Origin of the sequence: Variovorax sp. RA8, from assembly GCF_901827175.1 — a bacterium.
In the GTDB taxonomy this organism is placed as follows: domain Bacteria; phylum Pseudomonadota; class Gammaproteobacteria; order Burkholderiales; family Burkholderiaceae_C; genus Variovorax.
This window is the reverse complement of sequence record NZ_LR594662.1, coordinates 2,493,332-2,518,411: the sequence shown is the minus strand read 5'-3', so window position 1 is coordinate 2,518,411 and position 25,080 is coordinate 2,493,332. Positions and strand designations below refer to the sequence as shown.

General features: G+C 67.9%; 22 protein-coding genes. 11 read left to right on the top strand and 11 right to left on the bottom strand.

Going from position 1 to position 25,080, the window contains the following annotated elements:
* Positions 1–128: 128 nt before the first annotated feature.
* From E5P3_RS11940 to lon, 7 genes are all read left to right on the top strand, one after another.
* Positions 129–656 (top strand): flavodoxin family protein, encoded by a 528-nt coding sequence (locus E5P3_RS11940; protein WP_162586166.1) that lies wholly within the window; start codon positions 129–131, stop codon positions 654–656.
* Positions 657–773: 117 nt separating this feature from the next.
* Positions 774–1,607: a universal stress protein gene (locus tag E5P3_RS11935; RefSeq protein WP_162586165.1), complete on the top strand. Its 834-nt coding sequence runs from the start codon at positions 774–776 to the stop codon at positions 1,605–1,607.
* 85 nt (positions 1,608–1,692) lie between these two features.
* Positions 1,693–2,595 (top strand): MBL fold metallo-hydrolase, encoded by a 903-nt coding sequence (locus E5P3_RS11930; RefSeq protein ID WP_162586164.1) that lies wholly within the window; start codon positions 1,693–1,695, stop codon positions 2,593–2,595.
* Between the two features lie 229 nt (positions 2,596–2,824).
* A complete protein-coding gene (locus tag E5P3_RS11925) occupies positions 2,825–3,034 on the top strand; it encodes a hypothetical protein (RefSeq protein ID WP_162586163.1) in 210 nt (69 codons plus the stop codon).
* 184 nt (positions 3,035–3,218) lie between these two features.
* Positions 3,219–3,791: a hypothetical protein gene (locus E5P3_RS11920; protein ID WP_232073104.1), complete on the top strand. Its 573-nt coding sequence runs from the start codon at positions 3,219–3,221 to the stop codon at positions 3,789–3,791.
* 171 nt (positions 3,792–3,962) lie between these two features.
* Positions 3,963–5,591 (top strand): chaperonin GroEL, encoded by a 1,629-nt coding sequence (gene groL / locus E5P3_RS11915; RefSeq protein ID WP_162586161.1) that lies wholly within the window; start codon positions 3,963–3,965, stop codon positions 5,589–5,591.
* Between the two features lie 46 nt (positions 5,592–5,637).
* Positions 5,638–8,040, top strand: a complete 2,403-nt coding sequence (gene lon / locus E5P3_RS11910) for an endopeptidase La (protein ID WP_162586160.1) — start codon at positions 5,638–5,640, stop codon at positions 8,038–8,040.
* 23 nt (positions 8,041–8,063) lie between these two features.
* Here the strand turns inward: lon and E5P3_RS11905 are convergent, their stop codons facing one another.
* Positions 8,064–9,104: a DHHA1 domain-containing protein gene (locus tag E5P3_RS11905; RefSeq protein ID WP_232073103.1), complete on the bottom strand. Its 1,041-nt coding sequence runs from the start codon at positions 9,102–9,104 to the stop codon at positions 8,064–8,066.
* A gap of 177 nt (positions 9,105–9,281) precedes the next feature.
* On the opposite strand from E5P3_RS11905, the gene E5P3_RS11900 reads away from it, so the two are divergent.
* Both E5P3_RS11900 and E5P3_RS11895 read left to right on the top strand, forming a co-directional pair.
* Complete coding sequence (locus E5P3_RS11900; protein ID WP_162586159.1) at positions 9,282–9,479, top strand: hypothetical protein; 198 nt, start codon at positions 9,282–9,284, stop codon at positions 9,477–9,479.
* 39 nt (positions 9,480–9,518) lie between these two features.
* On the top strand, positions 9,519–10,538 hold the full coding sequence (locus E5P3_RS11895; RefSeq protein WP_162586158.1) for a hypothetical protein: 1,020 nt from the start codon (positions 9,519–9,521) through the stop codon (positions 10,536–10,538).
* On the opposite strand, the gene E5P3_RS11890 is transcribed toward E5P3_RS11895, so the two are convergent.
* From E5P3_RS11890 to E5P3_RS11880, 3 genes are all read right to left on the bottom strand, one after another.
* Positions 10,464–11,501 carry a ribose-phosphate diphosphokinase gene (locus E5P3_RS11890; RefSeq protein ID WP_162586157.1) on the bottom strand — a complete coding sequence of 346 codons (1,038 nt, stop codon included), beginning with the start codon at positions 11,499–11,501 and terminating at the stop codon, positions 10,464–10,466. The two genes, E5P3_RS11895 and E5P3_RS11890, sit on opposite strands and share 75 nt — an antisense overlap.
* Positions 11,502–11,543: 42 nt before the next feature.
* Positions 11,544–12,728, bottom strand: a complete 1,185-nt coding sequence (locus E5P3_RS11885) for a thiolase family protein (RefSeq protein ID WP_162586156.1) — start codon at positions 12,726–12,728, stop codon at positions 11,544–11,546.
* 66 nt (positions 12,729–12,794) lie between these two features.
* Positions 12,795–13,490 carry a hypothetical protein gene (locus E5P3_RS11880; protein WP_162586155.1) on the bottom strand — a complete coding sequence of 232 codons (696 nt, stop codon included), beginning with the start codon at positions 13,488–13,490 and terminating at the stop codon, positions 12,795–12,797.
* Positions 13,491–13,574: 84 nt separating this feature from the next.
* Between E5P3_RS11880 and E5P3_RS11875 the strand changes: the two genes are divergently transcribed.
* Positions 13,575–14,420, top strand: coding sequence for a formate/nitrite transporter family protein (locus tag E5P3_RS11875; protein WP_162586154.1), 846 nt, complete (start codon positions 13,575–13,577; stop codon positions 14,418–14,420).
* Here the strand turns inward: E5P3_RS11875 and E5P3_RS11870 are convergent.
* The 7 genes from E5P3_RS11870 to E5P3_RS11840 form a co-directional block, all read right to left on the bottom strand.
* Positions 14,396–14,659, bottom strand: a complete 264-nt coding sequence (locus E5P3_RS11870) for an acyl carrier protein (RefSeq protein WP_162586153.1) — start codon at positions 14,657–14,659, stop codon at positions 14,396–14,398. The two genes, E5P3_RS11875 and E5P3_RS11870, sit on opposite strands and share 25 nt — an antisense overlap.
* Positions 14,656–15,804: a dihydrolipoamide acetyltransferase family protein gene (locus E5P3_RS11865; protein ID WP_162586152.1), complete on the bottom strand. Its 1,149-nt coding sequence runs from the start codon at positions 15,802–15,804 to the stop codon at positions 14,656–14,658. The genes E5P3_RS11870 and E5P3_RS11865 overlap by 4 nt, the downstream gene beginning before the upstream one ends.
* Positions 15,801–16,787: an alpha-ketoacid dehydrogenase subunit beta gene (locus tag E5P3_RS11860; RefSeq protein WP_162586151.1), complete on the bottom strand. Its 987-nt coding sequence runs from the start codon at positions 16,785–16,787 to the stop codon at positions 15,801–15,803. Before E5P3_RS11860 ends, E5P3_RS11865 begins: the two co-directional genes overlap by 4 nt.
* Complete coding sequence (gene pdhA / locus E5P3_RS11855; protein ID WP_162586150.1) at positions 16,784–17,797, bottom strand: pyruvate dehydrogenase (acetyl-transferring) E1 component subunit alpha; 1,014 nt, start codon at positions 17,795–17,797, stop codon at positions 16,784–16,786. Before pdhA ends, E5P3_RS11860 begins: the two co-directional genes overlap by 4 nt.
* Positions 17,794–19,572: an acetate--CoA ligase gene (gene acsA / locus E5P3_RS11850; RefSeq protein WP_162586149.1), complete on the bottom strand. Its 1,779-nt coding sequence runs from the start codon at positions 19,570–19,572 to the stop codon at positions 17,794–17,796. Before acsA ends, pdhA begins: the two co-directional genes overlap by 4 nt.
* A gap of 84 nt (positions 19,573–19,656) precedes the next feature.
* Entirely contained in the window at positions 19,657–21,657 is a 2,001-nt protein-coding gene (gene pcm, locus E5P3_RS11845; protein WP_232073101.1) for a protein-L-isoaspartate O-methyltransferase, read from the bottom strand.
* A gap of 10 nt (positions 21,658–21,667) precedes the next feature.
* Entirely contained in the window at positions 21,668–22,099 is a 432-nt protein-coding gene (locus tag E5P3_RS11840) for an avidin/streptavidin family protein (RefSeq protein WP_162586148.1), read from the bottom strand.
* Between the two features lie 144 nt (positions 22,100–22,243).
* Between E5P3_RS11840 and E5P3_RS11835 the strand changes: the two genes are divergently transcribed.
* Complete coding sequence (locus tag E5P3_RS11835; protein ID WP_162586147.1) at positions 22,244–25,075, top strand: AMP-binding protein; 2,832 nt, start codon at positions 22,244–22,246, stop codon at positions 25,073–25,075.
* The last annotated feature ends 5 nt before the right edge of the window (positions 25,076–25,080 follow it).

Genomic DNA, 25,080 nt, shown 5'->3' with positions numbered 1-25,080 from the left:
CTCGGTTTCAAGGCGTTGATCCTCTGGGTGACCCGAGACTGACCAAGGAGCCAGGCGGTTGATCGAGCGCAAGGTTCGCTCGCCCGCGCCGCTCTACCATTTTCATGTCGCACCGATGGAGGAACTCAATGAGCAAGGTCCTTGTGGTCGTCTATTCGCACACCGGCACCTCCCGTCGGCTCTCGGAGCAGCTGTGCAACCAGCTGGGCTGGCAGCTGGCCGAGATCGTCGAGGAACGGCCGCGCCGGGGCATCCCGGGCATCTGGCGATGCGTGCTGGATTCACTTTTGCAACGGCGTCCGGCCATCCGCTACGACGGACCGTTTCCAAAAAACTTCGACGCGGTCGTCCTGGTGTCGCCGATCTGGCTCGGCCGGCTGGCAGGACCGATGCGCAGCTTCGTCACCCGACGGCGGGACCATCTGCCTGACGTCGCGGTGATCTCGGTCGCCGGAGGCACCGGCGAGTTTGGGGCGGCCGCCGAAATCGCCGATCTCGTCGGCGAAGCGCCCATCTTGAGTACGACATTCACTGCGCGAGAGATCAACGACGGGACATGCGCCGGCCGGCTCCAGTTCTTCGGCGCGGCGCTCAACGGCGCCGAGGCGACTCATGCCGCCGCGCGACGACCCGCGCACTCGCCGAAGATGGCTTGATGCATGTCAAGACGCGCATGCACGCACCTCTTGATCCAGCGCAACGCGACAGCAGCGATCGGCTCCTACAGTGAATGGATGCTTCAACCAGATTCGGTCCCGCGCCACCAGATCGTCATGACGCCCATCCGTTCGATCCTGGTGCACCTCGACGGCAGTACGCATGCCGAGGCGAGGCTGCGATTCGCGCACCATCTGGCGCGACGGCATGACGCCGTCCTCACTGCCCTGTTCGCGGTGGCACCCCAGTACTTGCCGCTGCTCCCTCTCAAGGGGGACACGCTGGCGAGCCGCATGGCCGGGCGGATCGATCCGGGTCATCGCGCCCACGCGTACGAGCTTGTCCTGCGAGCGCGTACATGGGGTGATGTCGCAGTCGATTGGTTGGAGCTGCAAGGAGAGCCGGTCATCCCGAGCTTCGCACGCCGCGCACTGTCGGCGGATCTCCTGGTGCTCGGCCAGCGCGACCCCAGGGATGCCGTCGGCTTCGACGTGCCCGGCGATCTCACGGAGGCGGTGATCATCGGCGGCGGCCGCCCCGCGCTCGTTGTTCCCTTCGCAGGTGCCGCGACGCCGGCACCGAAAACGGTCCTGGTGGCGTGGAAATCGACGCCCGAATGTGCCCATGCATTGACCGCTTCCCTGCCTTTTCTTCGCGCTGCGAGCCAGGTCCATCTGGTCTGTGCGAGCGACAACGTCGACGAGGCATTCCCGGCGCCCGTGGAACTGATCCCGTACCTCCATCTGCATGGCATCGATCACGTCCACGAGCACCGGCGGCTCGACGACAGCGGCGCCGGCCGGGCCATCCTGTCGCTGGCCTCCGAGACCGCCGCCGACCTGATCGTGATGGGGTGCTACGGGCACACGCGGGCACGCGAGCTTGTGCTTGGGGGCGCATCGCGTGCCGTCCTCGATTCGATGTGCGTACCGGTGCTCATGGCGCATTGAAGCTTTGGGCCGGACTCGCCATGCCGACGACCAGGCCGGCGTGCCGCGAAGCGAAAGCAATCATGACGCACTTACGGAGGACTCCATGACGGCCCGAACGACGACCCAAGGCTTCTTCGATCCTCATACGTGGACCGTCTCCTATGTCGTCTGGGACCATGCGACGCGGCGAGCCGCGATCATCGACCCGGTGCTGGACTACGACTTCAAGTCCGGGCACACGAGCACGGCCGGCGCCGACCGGCTGTTGGCCTATGTCCGGGACATGGGCCTGCAGGTCGACTGGATTCTGGAAACCCATGCGCACGCCGACCATCTGTCCGGCGCACGCCACATCCAGTCGCAGGTCGGCGGCCTCATCGCCATCGGCGAGAACATCCGCACCGTCCAGGCGACCTTCAGGAAACTCTACAACTTCGAGCGCAGTTTCCTGCCGGACGGGAGCCAGTTCGACCACCTCTTCACGGACGGCGAGACCTTCAAGATTGGCCAGGTGGAGGCCACTGCAATGCTGGTGCCAGGCCACACTCCGGCGGACATGGCCTACCTGGTGGACGGCTGCGTCTTCGTCGGCGATACGCTCTTCATGCCCGACGTCGGCAGCGCACGTGCGGATTTCCCCGGCGGCGACGCCCGCCAGCTCTACGCCTCGATGCGCAGACTGCTGGACCTGCCGCCCGAGACCACGATGTACGTCTGCCACGACTACCCACCTGCATCTCGACAGCCGCGTTGGCAGACCACCGTCGCCGAGCAGCGAGCCGGCAACATTCATGTGCGCGACGGCATCGGCGAGGACGCCTTCGTCGCAATGCGCACGGCTCGTGACGCCACGCTCGATGTTCCGACGCTCATCCTGCCGTCGATTCAGGTGAACGTGCGCGGCGGGCAGCTCCCGCCCCCGGACGACAACGGCGTCGCCTACCTTCGCATTCCGCTGAATGCGCTTCCCGTTCATCCTCGGCTCGACGCAAGGCAAGCCGCCTGAGCCAGGCCCAGGACCTGCCTGTCCGGTGTCGCGTACAAGTGTGTGGCCTCAGGCCGGCCCAGTCGGACCGGTCACGATGCTCCGTTCCCAGGATGACACAAAGCGTTGACAGACTGTTCCTTTTCGGTGCCGGGCGTTGACCGAGCTGCAAAGCGCAGCGCCTACATTGAGATGGCGTCCCGGCAGAGTCTCGATTCCACCAGGCTCCGGGGCGTACGAGGAGACGGTCATGAACTCATCGCATGCATCCACCGGCTGGGAACTCCGCTTCGACGCCTTGTTCGCGGGCCGCCGCGGATTCGTCTTTCCCTGCACCGTAGAGGGTCACGTGAACATGGACGCGCTGAGCGAGCGATCGCTCAACAACTACCTGTATGCCCGCGCGATGATGGGGCGGGAGGTGACGTGGCCCAGCGTGTACCCGAGCCGGCCGCATTGAAACCGCCTGCTGAGTGCCGCCCCCTGGTGGCAGGGCGCGGCGCCCGCAGCTGCCGCGGGCGCCTCGGCAGCTCGTTGGTCTCCTTTGCGTTGGCGCAAGCCTTGCCCCTCCGTTGCATCGCATGCTGAGCGCTCCCACCCACCTCATCCAAGGTACGCACATGAAACCCACCACCATGCTGGTCATGCTCGCGATGGCGTTCAGCTCAGCAACATTTGCCGCGGATTACACCCAACCTGGACAGCTGAGTCCGCCGCCCGGCCCTGTGAAGAAGCCCAGAGATGCCGCAAACAAGGCCGCACGCGAGGCGGAAGCCGCTGCGCGCCGGGCGGCCGACGACGCCAAGGCGGCCTTGCAAAGGAGCGAAGCCACCGCAGGCAAGGTCTCCAAAGCTTTCGCCGAGGCCATCCGGCGAGCGGCGCGCAAGGCTGCGGAATCCGCGCGCCGCTTCGAGGAGAAGGCTTCTGCATCGGCAAGCAAGGCGGGCGACGCGAGCCGCGAAGCCGCTCGCGCCGCTGCGCAGGCGAGCAGCAAGTCCGCGGCCGCCGCCCGTGAGGCACTCGCCCAGGCGGAGGACGCGTCCAGGCGAGCCGTGTCATCGAGCAAGGAAGAAGCCGAGAAGGCGGCCGCAGCGACCCGTGAAGCGCTCAGGAAGGCGGAGGAAGCGACACGTGCCGCGGCAAGCGCTGCCAAGGAGGCTGCGCTGCGGCCCAGGGAGACGGACCGCCCTGCGTCGCCTCCACCCGAGACGAAGTGAGACGAAGTTCGTCTGCATCCAGCGTCTTGATCCAGCGCAACCCGCGGCGATTCCCTCGCAATGATCGCTCCGGGTTGCGCCGCGTTTGCGCATGATCAACCGACACCGCCACCGCACGCTCTACCGTGGCTGGAACGACGCTCTTGACGCAACAAAAGGAGATCCGACATCATGACAGCCAAGAAGTTGCTTTTTCGGGAAGACGCGCGCGAGAAGATCCGCCGCGGCGTCGATACGCTCGCCGACGCAGTCAAGGTCACCCTCGGGCCTCGGGGGCGCACCGTGATCATCGACAGCGAGTACGGCGCGCCCCAGATCGTCAACTCCGGCGTCGTGGTCGCCAGGTCGATCGAGCTGGAGGATCGCTTCGAGAACATGGGGGCGCAACTGCTGCGCGAGGTTGCGGCCCGTACCAGTGAAATGGCGGGGGATGGCACCACGACCGCCACCGTGCTGGCGCACGCCATGATGCTGGAGGGCCTGAAGTACCTCGCCGCCGGCATGAACCCGATGGACCTCAAGCGCGGCATCGACCTTGCCGTCGAGAAGGTCGTGGGCGAACTGAAAGCGATCTCGCAACCCAGCACGACCTCGCAGGAGATCGCGCACGTCGCGGCCATCTCGGCCAACAACGACCACTCGATCGGCGAGCTGATCGCCCATGCAATGGACAAGGTGGGCCGCGAGGGCGCCATCTCCATCGAGGACGGCTCCGGCCTGGTCAGCGAGCTCGAGATTGTCGAGGGACTCCAGTTCGATCGCGGTTATCTGTCGCCCTACTTCGTCAACAACGCAGAAAAGCAGGCGGTGGTGCTGGAGAACGTGCTGATCGTGCTGTGCGACCAGAGGCTCTCGAGCTTCAACGACCTGGTCCCGCTGCTCGAGGCGGCGGCGAAATCGGGAGCGCCGCTGCTGGTGATCGCCGAGGACGTCGACGCCGATGCACTGGCCACGCTGGTCGTCAACAGCATTCGCGGCGTGGTGAAGACCTGTGCAGTGAAGGCACCCGGTTTCGGCGACCGCCGCAAGGCGATGCTGCAGGACATGGGCGTCCTCACCGGGGGGCAAGTCATCTCGAGCGAGCTCGGGCTGACCCTCGCAAAGGCGACCCTGGACAACCTGGGCCGCGCGCGCCGCGTGGTGATCGACAAGGACAGCACCACCCTCATCGGCGGCGCCGGTGACCCGACAGCCATTCGCGACCGCATCGCCTCCATCCGCAAGGAACGCGAGGCACAGACCAGCGAGTACGACCGCAAGCAGCTCGACGAACGCATCGCCAAGCTCTCGGGCGGCGTGGCACTGATCAAGGTCGGCGCAGCCACCGAAACCGAGCTGAAGGAGCGCAAGCTGCGCGTCGAGGATGCCCTGCATGCCACGCGCGCCGCGGTCGAGGAAGGCATTGTCCCGGGGGGCGGCGTTGCGCTGCTGCGCGCGCGGCGCTGCCTCGCAGAACTGGCGCCCCCCAATCTGGACCAGGCCTCGGGCGTCAAGATCGTGCAGCGCGCGCTCGAGGAGCCGCTCAGGCGCATCGTCGGCAACGCGGCCGACGAGCCGTCGATCGTGCTGGACAAGGTCGATGCTTCGACGCAGCGAAGCTACGGCTACAACGCCGCGACGCGCCAATATGGCGACATGCTGAAGATGGGCGTCATCGACCCTGCGAAGGTGACACGCCTGGCGCTGCAGAACGCCGCGTCGATTGCCAGCCTGGTGCTGACCACGGACTGCATGGTCGCCAATGCACCGAAGAAGGCGCCGGCAGATGCCCGCCCGGGTCTCGAACCCGATCTGTATTGACCCATGCCATGGCGGCCCGAATGCCGGTCCATGCAGGAGAGAACGAATGACGCAAACCACCCCATCCGGTCCCGCGGCCTCACCCCCGGAACCAGCCCTCCAGTTGCCGCCGGACGTCGTGGCCCTGATTCCGATGCGCAACCTTGTCATGTTCCCGCATGTCCTGACGGCCGTGAGCGTGGGTCGCCCGAAGTCGATCGCTGCGCTCAAGCATGCCCTCGATGGACCCGCGCAGATCGGCATCGTTCTGCAGAAAGACCCCGGCGACAACGAGCCGGCGTTCGACGCGCTCTGTGCCGTTGGCACCCTCGCGACGGTCGTCCATCACTTCGATCCCGAGGAAGGCCAGCATCATGCGGTGTGTCAGGGCATCCAGCGTTTTCGCATGGTCGAAGCGGCCGAGGGCTATCCCTTCCTGGCGGCGAGGATCGAGCGCATCGAAGAGCATGTCGACGAATCGGCCGAGGCCGAGGCCCTGGCGCTCCAGCTGCGCGACCGGGCCATCGAACTCATGTCCTTTCTGCCCAGCGTACCGCCCGAGCTGGTGCATGCCTTGCAGACGACCCGTGGGCCGTCGGCGCTGGCCGACATCACCGCGAGTGTGGTCGACGTCGAGGTCAACGAGAAGCAGGCACTGCTCGAGACGATCGCGCCGGCGGAGCGCGTCGCCAGGCTCCTGAAGCTCCTGTCGCATCGTCTCCAGGTTCTGCGCCTCTCGAGAGAGATCGGCGAACGCACCAAGGAACAGCTGGACGAGCATCAGCGCAAGTTCCTGTTGCGCGAGCAGATGAAGACGATCCAGCACGCGCTCGGCGAGGACGGCGGCAATGCCGAGGAGATGAAGCGTCTCGAAGAGGCGATCGCCGAGGCCGGGATGCCGGCCGAGGCCGAGGCTCACGCGCGCAAGGAGCTGGGTCGCTTGCGCAGCATGTCGGACGCTTCCGGCGAGTACTCGATGCTCAGGACTTACCTCGAATGGATGACAGAGCTCCCGTGGCGGGCCCCGGCCCTGGCGCCGATCGACCTCGCCGTTGCGCGCAGCACACTCGAGACCGATCACTTCGGACTCGAACGCGTGAAGCAGCGCATCCTCGAGTTTCTCGCCGTGCGCAAGCTCAACCCCGAAGGCCGCGCGCCGATCCTGTGTTTCGTCGGGCCGCCCGGAGTCGGAAAGACCTCGCTCGGCCAGAGCATCGCGCGGGCGATCCAACGGCCCTTCGTCCGCGTTTCGCTCGGGGGCGTCCATGACGAGGCCGAGATCCGCGGGCACCGCCGCACCTATATCGGCGCCCTGCCCGGAAACATCGTGCAGGGGCTGCGCCGGGCCGGCGCCCGCGACTGCGTGATGATGCTTGACGAGGTCGACAAGCTCAACGCGAGCGCGCACGGCGATCCCTCGGCCGCGTTGCTCGAGGTTCTGGACCCCGAGCAGAACAACAGCTTCCGGGACAACTACCTCGGCGTGCCCTTCGACCTGAGCCGCGTGGTGTTCATTGCCACCGCCAACGTGCTCGACAACATACCCCCGCCCGTGCGCGACCGGATGGAGGTGATCGACCTTCCCGGATACACGCAGGAAGAGAAGCTGCAGATCGCGCAGACCTACCTGGTGCGCCGGCAGCGCGAGACCAACGGCCTGAAGGAAGACCAGTGCGAGCTGAGCGTCGGCGCGCTCGAAGCCATCATCGCGAACTACACGCGGGAGGCCGGCGTGCGGCAGCTCGAGCGCGAGATCGGCCGCACCATGCGCCATGCCGCGATGAAAGTGGCAGAAGGGGCGACCGAGAAGATCCGCATCGATGCGGCCGCGCTCGACACCATCCTGGGGCCTGCCAAATACGAGCGCGAGCTCGCTCTGCGCAGCAGTGTGACCGGTGTTGCCACCGGCCTTGCCTGGACGCCCGTGGGGGGCGACATCCTCTTCATCGAAGCGACCCGGGTGCCAGGCAACGGCAAGCTGAACCTGACGGGACAACTGGGCGACGTGATGAAGGAGAGCGCGCAGGCCGCGCTCACGCTGGTCAAGTCCCGTGGCGCCGATCTGCGCGTTCCGTCCGGTAGTTTCGACAACATCGACGTCCACCTCCACATTCCCGCGGGCGCCATACCGAAGGACGGCCCGAGCGCCGGCGTCGCCATGTTCATCGCGCTGGCGTCGCTGTTCACCGATCGCCCGGTGCGGCATGACGTGGCGATGACCGGCGAGATCAGCCTGCGGGGGCTGGTGCTGCCCATCGGCGGCGTGAAGGAAAAGGTGCTCGCTGCCCAGCGCGCCGGCATCGCCACCGTGCTGCTTCCGGCGCGCAACCTCAAGGACCTGCGCGACGTGCCGGAGAGCGTGCGCGCGAGCATGCAGTTCGTCGCGCTGGAAACGGTGGACGACGCGATGCGCGCAGCACTGGCCGAAGCCGGCGCACGCAAGGCGGCACCCGACCTGGTCCTGGTCTGAACGACGCCCCCGGCACCCGATCGTCAGCCGGCTTCGGGCCTCTTTGGCGGCTCGCCCCAGCGCATCTTCACAACGGCTTTCACGAAGCGCGCAAGATCGTCGTGCGTGAGTCCGTCGATGCCGGCTGCCCGGGCACGGCCGCCTCCGCCGAACTCGCGGCACAGCTCGTGCGCGCCCCATGGCGCCGTCAGCGGTGCCCGGACGCTGACGACATAGCCCTTGTCCCGTGGTTTCAGCACTGCATGGGCACGCTCAGGCTCGGCGTTCGCCAGCTCGTTCGCAAAAGAGCCGAGTACGCGCCGGCTCCAGGGCGCGTCGGGCAAGACATGCACGCTCGCGGCTGCCTCCCGGCACAGCGGCGGCACCAGGAACGCCCGCCGGAGATCACTCCGGCGCACATCATCCATGGCGTCGACAACGGCCTCGTGGGCGATCATGTCCCGGGGATCGGGGTAGCGCGCCATGATCTCGAAGAGCCGCCTCGGCGCGATGAACACGTCGCGCTCGTCGTCGCCGTAGGCGTTGTAGTTGATCGCCTCGCCGAGGCGCTGCAGCAGGGCCCGGTCCCCGACGTCGAAATCGGCGCCGCGCGACAGGAGCGCGGCAGCCATTGGCAGATTGTCACCATACGCGCCGACCACGGCCCAGGCCCGGAAGGCGCCGCCGAGATGGCGGTCGACGAGCAGGCTGGTGCAGACATCGCTCGCGCAGTCGATGTGCGCGTCGAGCAGGGGGTGGTCCGGAATGCGCTCCACCGCATGGTGGTCGAAGTAGCGGATGCGCACGCCCGCCTGGAGCAGACGAAGCAGGTCGGCTCCGTTGCGCTGCATCGACAGGTCGAACACGTTGACTTCATCGCCGGCCTTCGCATGCACCTTCGCCAGCAACGCGATGTCGTGCTTCAAGCCGGTCAGCAGCGTTGCGGGCGATGGGTCATGGAGGCGCCATTGAAGCGCCGCGCACAGGCCATCGGCATCGCCGTTGCAGATATCGAAGCGCTGCCGGCCCGGGGCCATGGGAGGACGCCCGGCATCCACGCGATCCTCGACTGGTTCATCGGTCATCCATACACCCCCGAGCTTGTATCACCATAGCGCAGGTGCAGTGCCTGCGCCTTGATGCAGCACAACCGCGCGGCGGATCCTGGAAGATGTGCCCTCGGGGGCCCGTTGCTTGCGCACGATCAAGCTTCGGCGCGACCGGCGGGCTTATTGTCCGACAGCCACCACACGGAGCATTCGATGCCTTGGTCACCCGATCGCTACCCCGCCTCGATGCGCAGGCTGCCACCCGTGGTGCGCCTGAAGGCCGTCGAGATCGCGAATGCCCTGCTCGCCGAAGGCTGCGACGACGGCAAGGCCATCCGGATCGGAATCGCGAAGGCCAAGGAATGGGCGCAGCGCCTCGGGACGACGAACCGGAATACCGCGGCCCACTGAGACCCACCACATATGGAAACGGATGAGACCAGACCGGGAATGGAAGACCGGCTGCGCTGTCTCGAGGCGGTGCTCTCGCCCGACGGCGCCAGCGGTGTCGTGCGTCGCATCGAAACCCACATGTCCTGGATCCTGATCGGCGAACGGCAGGTACTGAAGCTGAAAAAGCCGGTTCGCTATCCGTTCCTCGACCTCTCGACCGTTCAAGCGCGCGAGCGCAATGGGCGGGAGGAGCTGCGCCTCAATCGTCGACTTGCGCCGCAGGTCTATCTTGGCCTGCTCGCGCTCCAGCTGGACAATGGATCGCTTCGCGCCGTTCCCGAAAACCGGCTGCCGGCACACGCCCGCATCGTGGACTGGGCGGTCGTCATGCAACGGCTGCCGGCACAACGCATGCTCGACCAGGTGATCGCACGCGCAGAGGTACGCCAAGCGGACATCGATGCGGTGGCCGCGATCCTCGTGCCCTTCTACCGGAACGCCGCGCGCGCACATGTCGGTGAGGTCGAGTACGTCCAGCGCTTGCGGCACGAGCTGAGCGACAGCCGCCAAGTGCTCGAACGCCCCGAGTTCGGCCTGGCCGACGCGCGCAGGCTGAGCGACCGCATGGGCCGCGCCATCACGCGGCATGAAGGCCTTCTGCGCAGGCGCGTTGTCGAAGCACGCATCGTGGATGGACACGGGGACCTGCGTCCCGAGCATGTTGCCCTGATCGAGCCGCCGGTCGTGATCGATGCACTGGAGTTCGACAGTCGGCTGCGCGAGGTCGATCCCTTCGACGAGCTGTCTTTCCTCGGGCTCGAATGCACGGTGGCCGGGGATTCCTCGGTAGGCCCCGGACTCCGGGCGCGGCTGGCTTTGGCGCTGCAGGATGCACCTCCAGCGCAGCTCCACGTGCTCTACACCGCGCGGCGGGCCCTGTTGCGCGCGAGGTTGAGCGCCGCGCACCTGCTCGACCCCGCGGTTCGCACTCCCGGTAAGTGGCTACCCCAAGCCTCCCGCTACCTGGTCCACGCAGCAGCTGCCCTGGACGGCCTGGAACGGTGCATGGATGCGTGAGGCCTGGTGTCTCCAGGCCGCATGGTTGGCGCTGAGGGCTTCGGCGAACATCGGTACCACGGACGCGACGTCGAGCCTGGCTCGCACCGGGCCGCCTTCGGGCAGGCGGAACGGCGGCACGCTGTCCGTCACGATCAGACGCGACAGATCGTCGCACGCCAAGGCCTGCGACGCCTGGCCGACGAAGAGGCCGTGCGCCGCACACCCGACCACCGCCTTGGCGCCCGCACGCCGCAATGCGCGAGCGCCGCGCAGCATGGTGTCGCCGGCAGCGATCAGGTCATCGAGCAGGAGGACGGTCGCGCCTGCCACGTCGCCGGCAACCAATTCGCCCCCGCTCACCACGCCGGCGCTGCGGCGCTTGTCGACCATCGCGAAGCGCACCGGCTCGCGCAACTGCGCCTCCAGCGCCTCGCGCCACAACAGCGCCCGCTTGACGCCCCCGGGGTCGGGCGAGGCCACCGCAATCGGTCCCTGTCGGGCCATTTCCCGCGCCATCGGCCAAAAAGCATGGTGAGCGGACAGATGGATCGTGGGGCAGCGAAAGGCATTCTGCAAAGCGGCGGCGTTGTGCGCCTCCAGCACGATGAGCTGTGTCATGCCCGCGGACTCCAGCCACTGCGCCACGTAACGCAGCCCCAGCGGGTCGTATGGCTTGGTCCGCAGATCCTTGCGCGCGTAGGCGATGTATGGAACTAGCGCGGTCACGCGCGCGGCGCCATGGTCCTTCAACGTGCCGATGAACATCAGGAGGCGACAGAGCTTGTCGTGGGGGCTGTCCAGCGGTCCGCCATGCAGGCTCAGCACCACGTACGCATCGGCCCCGCAAGGATCCACCAGTGGTCGAAGCTTGCGCTCGCCGTCGTCGAACAGCCGCTCCTCGTGCGGTGACAGAGGCACATTCAGCGCATCGGCGAGCGTGCGAGCGAAAGGATTGCCGGGCTCGAGGGAAAAGATGAGCATGAAGGAGATCTCCGCCGCATTGCCTTTGCGCGCTCCGGTGGCTCAGAGCACCTCGATCGCCAACGCGATGCCCTGGCCGCCGCCGATGCACAGCGTGACGACGCCACGCTTGAGCCCGTCGCGGCTCATCGAGTGGATCAGCCGCGTGGCCAGCACCGCGCCGCTGGCGCCGATGGGATGGCCATGGGCAATGGCGCCGCCCTCGACGTTCACCACCTCTTCCGCGAAACCGAGTTCGCGCAGGCACGCCAGCGTGATGGCGGCGAACGCTTCGTTGATCTCCACGCGCTGGACTTCGCTCGCAGTCCATCCAGCGCGCGCCAGGGCCTGGGTGACGGCAGGCACGGGCCCAAGGCCGAAGAAGGCAGGTTCCACGGCGCCGATCCCGTAGGACACCAGCCGTGCCATGGGCTTGAGAAAGTTCTTCTCGGCCCATTGACGCTCGGCGACGAACATCGCCGCGGCGCCGGAGTTCAGGCCCGGCGCGCTGCCGGCGGTGATGGTTCCGTCCTTGCGGAACGCGGGCTTCAGCCGGGCCAGCGACTCGGCCGTGGTCTCGGGGCGGTTGTGCTCGTCCTTGGCGAACCGCGCCGGACCCTTGCGCGTCTCGACCTCGACCACCGCGATCTCCGCATCGAAGCGGCCGGCGGCTTGCGCCGCCGAGAAGCGTTCCTGGGAGCGAAGAGCCCATCGATCCTGGTCCTCGCGAGAGATGCCGCGGGCCTCCACCAGTTCTTCGGTGTGCCACCCCGAGTGCTGGCCGCTGAACGCGTCGTTGAGGCCATCGCGCAACATGCTGTCGAACAAGGTGACATCGCCCATGCGCGCTCCCCAGCGCCCCTGCGGCAGCAGGTAGGGCGCGCGATCCATGTTTTCCATGCCGCCGGCGACGGCGCAGTCGACCATGCCCGACCACACCTCCAGCGCAGCGCTGACGATGGCCTGCGCCCCTGAGCCGCAGACGCGGTTGACCGTCAGTGCGGGCACCTCGACCGGCAGTCCCGCCGCAATGCCAGCCTGGCGCGCCGGGTTCATCTTCACGCCGGCCTGGATGACATTGCCCATCACCAGGGTCTGCACCTTGTCCGCAGGCAGGCCGGACAACCTGAGAGTTTCCCGCAGTACCACTGCGCCGAGGTCGGGGGCCGCCACATCCTTGAGGCTGCCGCCGTAGGTGCCGATGGCAGTGCGAACCGGATGACAAAGAACAATGTCGCGATGGGTCATGCTTTACTCCTGGTGTCGATGGGGTGCGAGGCTAGGCTCATGGCCGTTCGTGCGTATTGATCGACATCAAGCCGCCGGTTCGCCAAGACCTCCAGGCGGCTTCGGCGGCACATGAGGTGCTCGCAGCAGGGGGGCCGGGTGAATGTCGGTGCGTCCAGCAATCTGCCTGCTGGCTCGCCATGCCGCTTCGGCAGCCTCGTGCGCGGCGTGTGCCGCCGCACGATGGGCCTGGAATGCGATTCGCAATGCGTCGCGCGCCGAACGCGCGGCGCTCCTCGCTTCTGGCCGGCTCGGTTCGGCGGCTCGACGGGCCGCTGCGTTCGAACTCCCGAGCGCTCTGCCGGATGCGATGGAAGCCTTCTCGCTTGCCTCTACGGCGATGTTCGCCTTCGCGCGACTCTCGCTGGTCGCTCGAAGGGCCGAAAGGATGGTCTTCTCCCAAGCATGCCGGGCGGATTCATCGGCCTTGCGCGCTGCGCGAAGCGTCGCCTCCGTGGCGCGCACGGAAGCAATCCTCGCGGACTGCTCGGCCTTCTTCAGCGCGCTACCGGCGTCCTTGGAAGCCTTCCGCGCGGCAGTCGCCGCATCGAGGGCGCACAAGTAGGCGGCGTTGCGCGACGCGACCTCAGGAGGCTCCATTGGCATTGCTTCACCTTCCCGGGCCAGACAAGGCACGCTCAGCGCCAGCCAGACGAGTGGGAGCGCGGCGCGCGCGAGCACACCGAAGTTCCTTTTCCAGACGCCGCGATCTTGAGCTTCCATGCGACGCCAGCGTAGCCGCGCGGCTGTGGCGGTGCCTTGACCTGGCGCAAGGCGTGGACCACCTTTGCATCCGAACATGGTGCAATGCCAGCCAGCGACGCCCACCCGTCGGCTCACCGAACGCAGCCGCTCCATCGTCATGCCACGTTCGGTGCCGATGCCTATGCACCGACCGAGGTCGCCGCGCGCGTACGCGACCTCGGCGTAGCCAAGGCGCGCCTGCCGTGGGCGACGCAGGCGATGCTGGGCGTCCTGGCCGGCGCCTTCATCGGCTTCGGCGCGTTGATGTTCACGCTGGTAGCCAGCGACGCATCCCTCGGCTTCGCCGTCTCGCGGCTCCTCGGCGGGCTCGCCTTCTCGCTCGGGCTGTTGCTGGTGGTGGTGGCCGGCGCGGAGCTGTTCACCGGCAACCACCTGATAGCAATGGCGTGGGCAAGCGGCGAGGTTGGCAGCGGGGAGCTGCTGCGCAACTGGGCGGTGGTCTGCCTTGCCAACCTGGTCGGGGCGGCCGGCCTGGCGCTGCTGGTGTTCTTGTCCGGACATACCTCGATGAACGGCGGTGCAGTCGCCGCAACCGCGCTTCGAATCGCCACCGCCAAGGCCGAGGTGCCGATCGGCGAACTGTTCTTTCGCGGCGTCCTGTGCAACGTGCTCGTGTGCATGGCGACCTGGATGGCAATGGCCGGCCGCAGCGTGGCGGACAAGGCGGTGGCGATCGTCTTTCCGATCACCGCGTTCGTCGCTGCCGGCTTCGAGCATTCGATCGCCAACATGTATTTCTTCCCGCTGGCGATGCTGCTGGGCGCGCCGCTGACCATGCTGGATCTGCTGCGCAACCTGGGACCGGTGATCGCCGGCAACCTGGTGGGCGGCAGCGTGCTTGTCGCCCTCGTCTATTGGACGATCTACCTGCGCCCGCAACGACGTTGAGCCACGAGGTACTCGATCACATCCGTGAGTGTGACGAGACGCGCGTAGTCGGACTCCGGTACGTCTACGCCGAATCGTGCACTCAACGCCACAAGGAAGTTGAGCCAATCCATCGAATCCAGATCGATCTGGCGGCGCAGGGGACGCTTCCAGTCGACCGTGGCCGGATCGAGCTCGGGCGCGATCGGACGCAGCAGCGAGAGCACGGTCTCGCCGAGCGCTTGGGCGTCATCGTTCATGGGGTTCCCCCTTGGGCGGCGCCGTCCGCGTCCGATGCCAGGGCCTGCGGCTCTTGCAGCAAGTCGCGCAGCTCGGCAAGGAACAGCGCCCCGCGATGCCCGTCCGACGCGCGATGGTCGGCCGCCAGCGTGGCACGCAGGACGGGCAGCACCCGAACGGCGCCCTCCTGCGCCCAGGGACGCACGGCGATGCGGCCAAAGCCCACCAAAGCGACCTGCGGGGGGTAGATGACGCCGAAGACAGTCTCCACGCCCTGGTCGCCAAGGTTCGTGACGGTGATCGTCGGATCGGACATCTCCGAACTACGCAGCGAACCCGAGCGGGCACGCTCGACCAGGTCGTTGAGCTCGATCATCAACGCGTCCAGCGACTTGTTGCCGACATCGTGGAGGGCCGGGGCCACCAGGCCGCCGCCGCGCAGCGAGATCGCCACGCCTGCATGCACCGCGGTGCCGGGCACGAACACGCCCTCGCGGTAGAAGCCGTTCAACTCGGGCGTTCTGCGCAACGCAACGGCCGCTGCCTTGAGCAGGAGCACCGCCGGAAGCATGCGATCGGCGAGCGCCACGCGCTCGTTGCGCCGCTGCAGCCATGCCAGCGCGCTCTCCATCGGAATCGGCTCCGAGAGGTAGTAGTGCGGAATTTCGCGCTTCGAGCGGCTCATCGCTGCGGCGATCGCCTTGCGCATGCTCTGGTTGCGTTCGGCCGGCGATGCCTCGGGACGGGCGGGAGCCGAAGCGGCTTCCCCGGCATGGGCCGCGGCCTCGATGTCAGCCACGGTCACCGATCCCTGGACGCCCGTGCCCGTCACCTCGTCAGCGACGATGCCGAGCTCGTGGGCGCGTTTGCGGGCGGCCGGCGATATCGGTCGGCGCGGCGCGGGGGCGGCCTGCCCGCTCGCCGCCTCGCCGGGCTCCAGCAGCGTGGCCATCGCCGTACCGACCGCGATCTTCTGCCCGGGCTCGACCAGCAGCTGCGCCACAACGCCTTCCTGCCAGGCCTCCACATCGACAGCGGCCTTGGAGGTGTCGACCACGGCAATCACCTGGCCCCGCTTCACGCGGTCGCCCGGCTGCACATGCCACTTCAGCAAGGTGCCTTCGTCCATGTCGGCACCCAGGGACGGGAGTTCGAACCGGATCATGGCGCGCGCCCCATCAACGTCTTCACCGCCAGGATGATCTTCGCGGGTTGCGGCAATGCGGCCTCTTCGAGATGCTGGGCGTACGGGATCGGCACCTCCTCGCTGCACACGCGCGCCGGCGGCGCATCCAGGTCGAAGAAGGCCTGTTCGCCGATGCGCGCCATCAGCTCGGCGGCCAGGCTGCCCGATCGCCAGCCCTCGTCGACGATCACGGCTCGCCGGCACTTGCGCACCGAGGCCATCACGGTCGCATTGTCGAGCGGCCGCAACACCCGCAGGTCGACCACTTCCGCGTCGATGCCGTCGAGGCTCAGTGCCTCTGCCGCCTGCATCGCCTTCGGCAGCGACCCGCCATAGGCGATCAGGCTGACGTCGGTGCCAGCGCGCCGCACCTTGGCGCTGCGGATGTCGATGCGGGAATCGTCGTCGAACTCAGCTTCCATGTTGTAGAGCTGCACATGCTCGAAGAACAGCACCGGGTCCGGGTCGGCGAGTGCCGCGGCGAGCATGCCGCGAGCGTCCTCCACCGTAGCGGGAGCGACCACACGGATGCCGGGCACGTGCGCGTACCAGCCTTCGAAACTGTGCGAATGCTGCGCCGCCACCTGGCGCCCCGCGCCGGTGGCCATGCGGATCACCAGCGGCACCGAGAACTGCCCGCCCGACATGTGGTGCATCAGCGCAGCGCAATTGACGATGGGATCGAGCGCCAGCAGGCTGAAGTTGACCGTCATCACCTCGACGATCGGCCGCATGCCGCCCAGCGCAGCGCCGACCCCGGCTCCGACGAAAGCCAGTTCGGACAGGGGCGTGTCGCGCACGCGCTCGGGTCCGAATTCCTCGAGCAGGCCCTTGGACACCGCGTAGGTGCCGCCGTAGAGTCCCACGTCCTCGCCCATCAGGAAGACGCGCGGGTCTTGCTGCAGCGCTTCCCGCAAGGCTTCGGCCAGTGCCTGCCGGTAGCTGATGGTGCGGACCGTCATGAATTCCCCTCGCGCGTGAGCACATCCCGCAGCAGGTCTTCGACCGGCTCCCAGGTCCCGGCTTCGGCGAACACCACGGCATCGTCGACCTCCCTCTGCGCCCTCGCGTCGATGGCCAGGAACTCGTCCTCGTCCAGGCTGCCCTGCGCTTTCAGGCGAGCGGTGTAGGTATGGATCGGGCCGCGGGTCTTCCACGCCTCCACCTCGCTCTTGCTGCGATACAACTCGGCGTCGAACATCGAGTGGGCGCGAAAGCGGTAGGTCCGGAACTCGATGAACATGGGTCCACCGCCGGCGCGGACCTCGGGGGCGGCGCGCTTCGCCGCCTCGTGGACCGCCACCACGTCCATCCCGTCGACGGCCAGGGTCCGCATCCCGTACGAGGCCGCCTTCACGCACAAGTCGGTCTGCGACTCGGACCGCGCCAACGCCGTGCCCATGGCGTAGAGGTTGTTCTCGCAGCAGAACAGCACGGGCAACTTCCACAAGGCCGCGAGGTTCATCGACTCATGGAAGGCGCCTTCGGCGACCGCTCCTTCCCCCAGGAAGCAGGCGGTCAGTGCGGTGCGCCCCGAGAGCTTGTCGGCCAGGGCCAGCCCGGCCGCCAGTGGCAGTCCGGCGCCGACGATCGCCTGGCCGCCGAAGAAGCGGGTCGCCCGGTCGAACAGGTGCATCGAGCCGCCGCGGCCCCGCGAACAGCCCTCCTGCTTGCCATACATCTCCGCCATGATGGCGCCCATGCCGACGCCGCGCAGCAGTGCATGGCCGTGCTCGCGATAGGTGGCGACGATGTTGTCGCCGGCATCGAACGCATGCATCGCGCCGGTGGCCACGGCTTCTTCGCCGATGTAGAGATGCAGGAAGCCGCGGATCTTCGTCCTGCCGTACAGCTCGGCGCACTTCTCTTCGAGGCGACGGATGCGCAGCATGTCGGCGAGCATCCTCAGGCAGAACGGCTTGCCCCAGGGTACGGGGCCGGTAGGGGGCGCAGGCACGCCTGTGTCGTTCATGCGCCGCCCTCCAGCGTGGAGGTATCTCCCTCGGGCAGCCCGAGCTCGCGTGCCTTGAGCAAGCGTCGCATGATCTTGCCGCTGCGGTTGCGCGGCAGGGTCGCAAGAAAGTCGATCTCCTTGGGCGCGACGGCCGCGCCGAGGCGCCTGCGCGCGTGCGCGAGGATGTCCATGCGCAGGGCCTCGCCGGGTGCATGGCCGGTCTTGAGCGAGACGAAGGCCTTGACCGTCTCGCCGAGCAGTGCATCGGGCTTGCCGATCACCGCGGCCTCCGCCACCGCGGCGTGCTCCATCAGCGCACTTTCGACCTCGAAGGGGCCGATCAGATGTCCGGCGGACTTGATGACGTCGTCGGCGCGCCCCACGAACCAGAAGTAGCCGTCGGCATCGCGCCGGGCCAGATCGCCGGTGAGATAGAAGCCGCCGGCAAAGCACCGGCGATAGCGGGCCTCGTTGTTCAGGTAGCCCCGGAACATCGATGGCCACCCGGCGCGCAGGGCCAGCTCTCCCTCGACGCCCGGCTCATCGACGACCCGCACCCGGGGCTCCTCGCCCTCCACGTCCAGGCGCTGGACGATGCGGGCATCGATGCCCGGCAGCGGGCGCCCCATCGAACCCGGCTTGATGTCGAAGGCCGGGAAATTGGCGATCATGATCCCGCCGGTCTCGGTCTGCCACCAGTTGTCATGGATGGGCAGGCCCAGCGCCTCCTTGCCCCACCAGACGGCAGCCGGGTTGAGCGGCTCGCCCACGCTGGCCACGAAGCGCAGATCCGGGTAGGTGCGGCGCCGCGCCAGCGCCATCCCGGACTTCATCAGCATGCGGATGGCAGTGGGCGCCGTGTACCAGACGCTGATGCGCTCCTGCTCGAGCAGGCCGTACCAGCGCTCGGCATCGAATTCCTCGACATCGACCAGCGAAGTCACGCCCAGCAGGAGCGGAGCGATGATGCCGTACGAGGTGCCGGTCACCCAGCCGGGATCGGCGGTACACCAGAAGCGGTCCTCGGGATGGAGGTCGAGCGCGTAGCGCGCCGTCGCATGGTGGGCGACCACCGCGCCATGCACATGTTGAGCACCCTTCGGCGCGCCGGTGGTGCCGCTGGTGAAGTGCAGGAGCGCAGGGTCCTCCGGCAAGGTCGCCGCGGTTTCGAACTCGTCGGAGGCTGCGGCGAGCAGCGCGCCAAGGTCGAGCGTGCCGGGCTCGGCGGTGGTGCCGCCCTCCTCTGCGACCAGCAGGACGTGCCGCAGCGACGGCAGCTGTGCGCGCAACTGCTGCACCTTGCGCCGGTACAGGCCGTCCGTGGTCACGAGCACCTGGCCTTCGCCGATGCGGATGCGCGTGGCGATGGGTTCCGGGCCGAAGGCCGAGAAGAGCGGTGTCACCACGGTGCCGTTCTTCAGTGCGCCGAGCACGGCAACATAGAGTTCCGGGATGCGCCCGGCGAGCACGAACAGGCGGTCGCCCTTGCCGACGCCGAGCTGGCGCAACACATTGGCAAAGCGGCTGGTCCGGCGCGCGAGTTCGCCATAGCTCAGGTCTAGCGGCGCCGCGTTGCGCGAGACGAAGCGCAGGGCCGTCCGATCCTTCAGGGGACCGCTCGCGTGGCGGTCGACGGCTTCGAAGCCCATGTTGAGCCCGCCGCCGGGAAGGCCCTTGAGTTCGGCCCGGGCCGCATCCCAGCTGAAGGCGCGGCATTGGGCGTCGTAGTCCAGCAGGTTCGGCAGCACGCGGCGATCGCGGGCGGTCTTGCGGATCAGTGCAGGTACTTCCACAGGGTCTCCTGGCACGCAGTCTGCGCGGCTGGGTCGGCCAGCCGTTTGCGACAGATCAAGAATCGGATCGCTCGGCGCGCTCCGTCACAGTCCGAACGGATAGGTTTCCGGCATGCCCTCGATGGTCTCGGTGTCCAGGGGCTTGACGGCGTGGGTCTGATCGAACCAGATGTACTCGTCGAACTGTCGCGGCAGCACCGCCTGGAAATAGTGGCTCTGCAGTTCTGTCTCGGGGCGGTACAGCACGCCGATGGCCCGTTCCAGCCGCGGCTGCGACAGGCCGTCCAGCAGGGCCGCGGATGCGGGGCCGCGAAGAGGAAGAATGAAGTTCGAGACCTCCGCCTCGTGGCACAGGCGTTCATAGCTGCCGGCGAGCGAGGGCCGGATCGTCTTGGTCTCCATCGGCCCGTCCCAGTCGCTGGCTGCCGCCACCGTGCCGCTGTCCGTGCCGAAGCCGATCAGGCAGGCCGCACTGCCGAACGCCTGGCGGCACAGCTGGCCGATGTTGTGCTCGCCTCGTCGCGACATCTCGGTCGCCCTCGCATCGCCGACATGGGAGTTGTGCGCCCACACGATGGCCTTGCTGGCGGGTCCGTGAAAACTCAGCAGGTCGTTCAGCGTCTCGAACATGTGACTGTCACGCAGGTTCCACGACGCGCGCGAGCCGTAGTACATGGTCCGGTAGTAGCGCTCCGCGTTGGCGACCAGGCGGGCGTTCTGCACCGCATCGAGAAAGCGCTCGCCGTCGCGCCCCGTGTAGATCCGCTGCCGGTGCAGCAGATCGCCGAGCATCGAGACCACCTCTTGCTCGCAGCTTCGGTACCTTGGGTTCAACGCCGCGTAGCCGTAGCTGGCGGGATCGGACTGCCACGGCGTCAGGCAGCCGTAGCGCTGTCGTGCGATACCGGCGGTCGGGGGATCGACCTCTTCGAGGTAGCCGACGACCGAGTGGATCGAGTTGTACAGGCTGTAGAGGTCGAGACCGTGAAACGCCACCCGGTCGGCCGCGTCGATGCCTGCATTGTGGTCGCGCAGCCAATCGACGAAGTCGCGCATCTCCCGGTTGCGCCACATCCAGACCGGGAAGCGGGCGAACGCCGTCCATTTCGCCGGGCGATGCCGCCCGTGGCGCACGTAGCGGTCGATGCGAGCCGCATCGGGCCAATCCCCTTCGATGGCAATGAAGTTGAAGTTCTTGCGCAGGATCAACTCGCGCGAGATGTGCTCTCGCATGCGATAAAACTCCGACGTGCCGTGCGTCGCCTCGCCCATGAGCACCACGCGGGCGTCTCCGATGCGCTCCAGTAGCGGGCCGAGATCCGCCGAGTCCATCGCGTCGAACCGTTCGCAGCCTGCTGCGATGGCCTTCGCCAGAATCGAATCCGGCGACCCGAGCGCGCTGCGCCCGTCTCGACGGGCCGAGGCTCGCCGCGACGCGGCGTCGAAAACGCCAACCCGGACGTCGGCAATGTCCTCGGTCCGGAATTCGCCTTCCGACACCCGCGTCACGCGGACCAGTTCTCGGACCGCCGGATCGATGCCCACCGACATGACGAGCCGGCCCCCGATCGCCAGTTGCTCCCCCAGCGCCTGCGGCACGTGCGGACCGGGAGCATTCACCATGATGGCATCGAAGGGCGCGTGGTGCTCGAAGCGCTGGCTCGCGTCGCCGTGAAGGACGTGCACGTTGGTGCAGCCCAGCGCCATGAGCGCGCTCGCCGCCTTGGCCGCGGTCGTCCCGCTGGTCTCCACGGTACAGACAGTACGCGCCAGGCGCGAAAGCACGGCGGTCGCATAACCGGTGCCGGTGCCGATTTCCAGCACCTTCGCGCGATCGTCGATCGAGAGGGCTTCGGCCATGAGCGCGACCAGGTAGGGCTGCGGGATCGTCTGCTCCGCATCGACCTGCAGCGCCGAGTCCTCGTAGGCAAACTCGCGCAGCGGTTCCGGCACGAACATGTGCCGCGGCACCGCGCGCATCGCCTCCAGGACGTTGGGATCTCGCACGCCCCGCCCGGCGATCTGATCGTCGACCATGGCGGCGCGAAGCTGATTGAAGTCCATCTGCGTCATGTTCGGTGCCATGCGGGGCTCCTTAGCGAAATGTGTCGGCCCCGGTGTGGACCGTGGCCCAAAGGCCGGCCGCCTCCTCGGAGTCCGGGATGTCCACGATCAGGTGCCACAGCGTCCTCAGCTCCGACACGCCATTCACATCGACCACCTGTCCGACCCACGAGGTGATCGAACGCATGGGGCCCGGCCACAGGACCTCGAATGCGACGATATCCCCGCGCACGAAGCCGCTGATGGGCCCGCTCAGGGTGCCGGGACCGGCGCCCACTGCCGACGTGTAGGTTCCGGACACCCGGTTGCCGTCCACCGACAGGTCGGCCACGGACCCGTATTCATTGGTCCAGCGCCGGGACACGATTGCCTCTCCCGCTTGCGGCGTATCGCTCGGCGTATCGGTAGGCCTTTCGCTCGGCGCGCTTGCGGCCCACCGGGCCAGCACCTGTTCGAGTCTCATGGTCGGGGCTCCTTTCTTTCGACAGTTCGTCTCCCTGCGAGACAAGGCCGGCGTCCGACCTGCCTTGCACTCTAGGCCTGGCTGCCGTCGACGACCTTGCGCCAGCGCAACGGAAGCGGCCGTCGACCGCGTATGGTGTCCGGGATGGAACAGGGGTCGGACATCGATGTCGCGCCAACCACGACGGGAAGACCCGACGTGACACCGGAGCGCCTGGCATCGGTGATCCAGGCGCTGATGCATGAACTGCGGGGCGGCGAAACAGCGCCCCCTGGTCTGGACGACGACCTGCAGCGCACGCTCGGCATCGACAGCCTGGCGCGCATGGAACTGATGCTGCGGCTCGAACAGGCGTTCGACGTGCGCATGCCCGAGGCCGCGATGCAGGCCGCGCAGACGCCGCGCGACCTGTGGCGCGCACTGATGGCAGCCGCACCGCGCAGCAGCATCCGTCCGGCCACGGCCGCCACGGCTGGCTCGTCGCCGCCCGCCCTTGGCGCGGCCGATTTCCCGGTCCAGGCGCAGACGTTGGTCGACGTCCTGCAGTGGCATGCCGACAAGCGCGGCAAGCAGCGCCATGTCGCACTGCTGGCCGGCGACCAGCCGCCACAGGAGCTCGACCACGCCGCCTTGCTCGCGCACGCACGCACGATGGCTGCGGCGCTCCAGCGGCTGGGCGTCGCGCCTGGCGAGGCGGTGGCACTGATGCTGCCCACAAGCCTGGCGTTCCTGGAATGCTTCATGGGCATCCTGCTGGCGGGCGGCGTGCCAATCCCGATCTACCCCCCGTTTCGCGCTTCTCAGATCGAGGATCATCTGCGCCGCCAGGCCAACATCCTCGCCAACGCCCAGGCGGTGCTGCTGGTCAGCGATGAACAGGCGCTGCCGGCGGCCCGCATACTGCGTGCGGGCGCCCTCGAACTGCGCGCGGTGGTGACCGCGGATCGACTGCGAGCCTCGGACGGGCCATGGCATCCCGTGCCTCGCGGCGCACGGGACACGGCACTGATCCAGTACACGTCGGGCAGCACCGGCCAGCCCAAGGGCGTGGTGCTGACGCATGCGAACCTCCTTGCCAACATCCGGGCCATGGGCCAAGCCATGAAGGCGGGGCCGAACGACGTCTTCATCAGCTGGCTGCCGCTGTACCACGACATGGGCCTCATCGGCGCATGGCTCGGCAGCCTCTACCACGGCGTGCCGCTGGTGCTGATGTCGCCGCAGGACTTTCTTGGGCGGCCATCGCGTTGGATGCACGCCATCAGCGAACACCGCGGCACGGTCACTGCTGCACCGAACTTCGCCTACGAGATCCTTGCCAACAAGGTACCGGACGACGAGCTGCAGGGCTTGGACCTGAGCTGTTGGCGAGCCGCAATGAACGGCTCCGAGCCGGTGCACGCGGCGACGCTGGCGCAGTTCTGCCAGCGCTTCGGGCGATTCGGCTTCGACCGGCGCGCGATGATGCCCGTCTACGGCCTCGCAGAAAGCGGCGTGGGACTGGCCTTCCCGCCGCTGGGCCGCGGCCCGAAGATCGACGTCATCGATCGGCAGGTGCTGCATGAGAAGGGATGCGCCGAACCCGTTGACACCGTGCGGCCGGGCGCGATGCAGGTGGTGGGCTGCGGGATTGCATTGCCCGGCCACGAACTGCGCGTCGTGAACGAGCACGGCGCGGAACTGCCAGACAGGCAAGAGGGGCGGATCGAGTTCCGCGGACCCTCGGCCACGGAAGGCTACTTTCGCAATCCGGAAGGCACGAAGGCATTGTTCGACGGCGACTGGCTGGATTCGGGCGACGTCGGCTATGTGGTGGACGGCGAGGTCTTCCTCACGAGTCGCGTGAAGGACCTCATCATCCGTGGCGGTCACAACATCCATCCCTATGACCTCGAGGAAGCGGTGGGCGCCTTGCCGGGTGTGCGGCGCGGCTGCGTCGCGGTGTTCGGGGCGGCCGATCCGCACAGCCGCAGCGAGCGGGTGGTCGTGCTGGCGGAGAGCCGCACCGACGTCCCGGCTTCCCGGGCAGCGCTGCGCGACCGGATCGCCCAACTGTCGATCGAGGTCCTGGGCCTGCCCGCCGACGACATCGTGCTGGCGCCGCCGCACACGGTTCTGAAGACTTCCAGCGGCAAGATCCGCCGCGCTGCGTGCCGCAGCCTGTACGAGCAGGGCGAGCTGGGCCGGTCGGAACGCGGCGTCGCCTGGCAGCTGGCGCGCCTGTGGCTGGACGCCCTGCAGCGGCGGTTGCGCGAGTCGGTGCGCCGGAGCGCCTCGGCGCTCTTCGCGGCCTGGCTGTGGACCGTCTTCGGCATCGGGGCCGCCCTGGGTGCAGCCGCGGCGCTGCTACCCGCACGGGCAGTGCGCAAACGAGTGGCTCGCGCCATCGCCCGCGCCGGCTTGAGCGTCTCGGGGCTGCCGATCCATGTCGAGGGCCAGGCGAGCCTGCAGAACGCCCCCCGGATCATCGTCGCCAATCATGCGAGCTACCTCGACTGGCTGCTGCTGACCGCAGTGCTGCCAGCCCGCGCATGCTTCGTGGCGAAGCGCGAACTCGCTCAGTCCGCTCCCTTGAAGTGGGTGCTCGAACGCATGGGCGTGCGCTTCGTGGAGCGCGACGACGTGCACGCCAGCGTCGAGGACGCCAGGCGCCTGGAGCAGGCGGCCAAGGCGGGCGAGAGCCTGGTCTACTTCCCCGAGGGGACGCTCGCCCGGGCGCCGGGCCTGCGGCCGTTCCACATGGGCGCCTTCGTCGCGGCGGTGGGGGCCGGCGTCGCCGTCATGCCAGTCAGCCTGCGCGGCACGCGATCCGTGTTGCGCGACGGATCGTGGCGGCCGCGCCGTGGTCCGATCGCGGTGCAGGTGCACGAGCCGCTGCGTGCCGAGGGCGATACCTGGTCGGACGCGATGCGTCTGCGGGACAGGGCCCGCGAGCAGATCGCGCAAGGTTGTGCGGAACCCGTGGTGGCGGGATGAGCCGG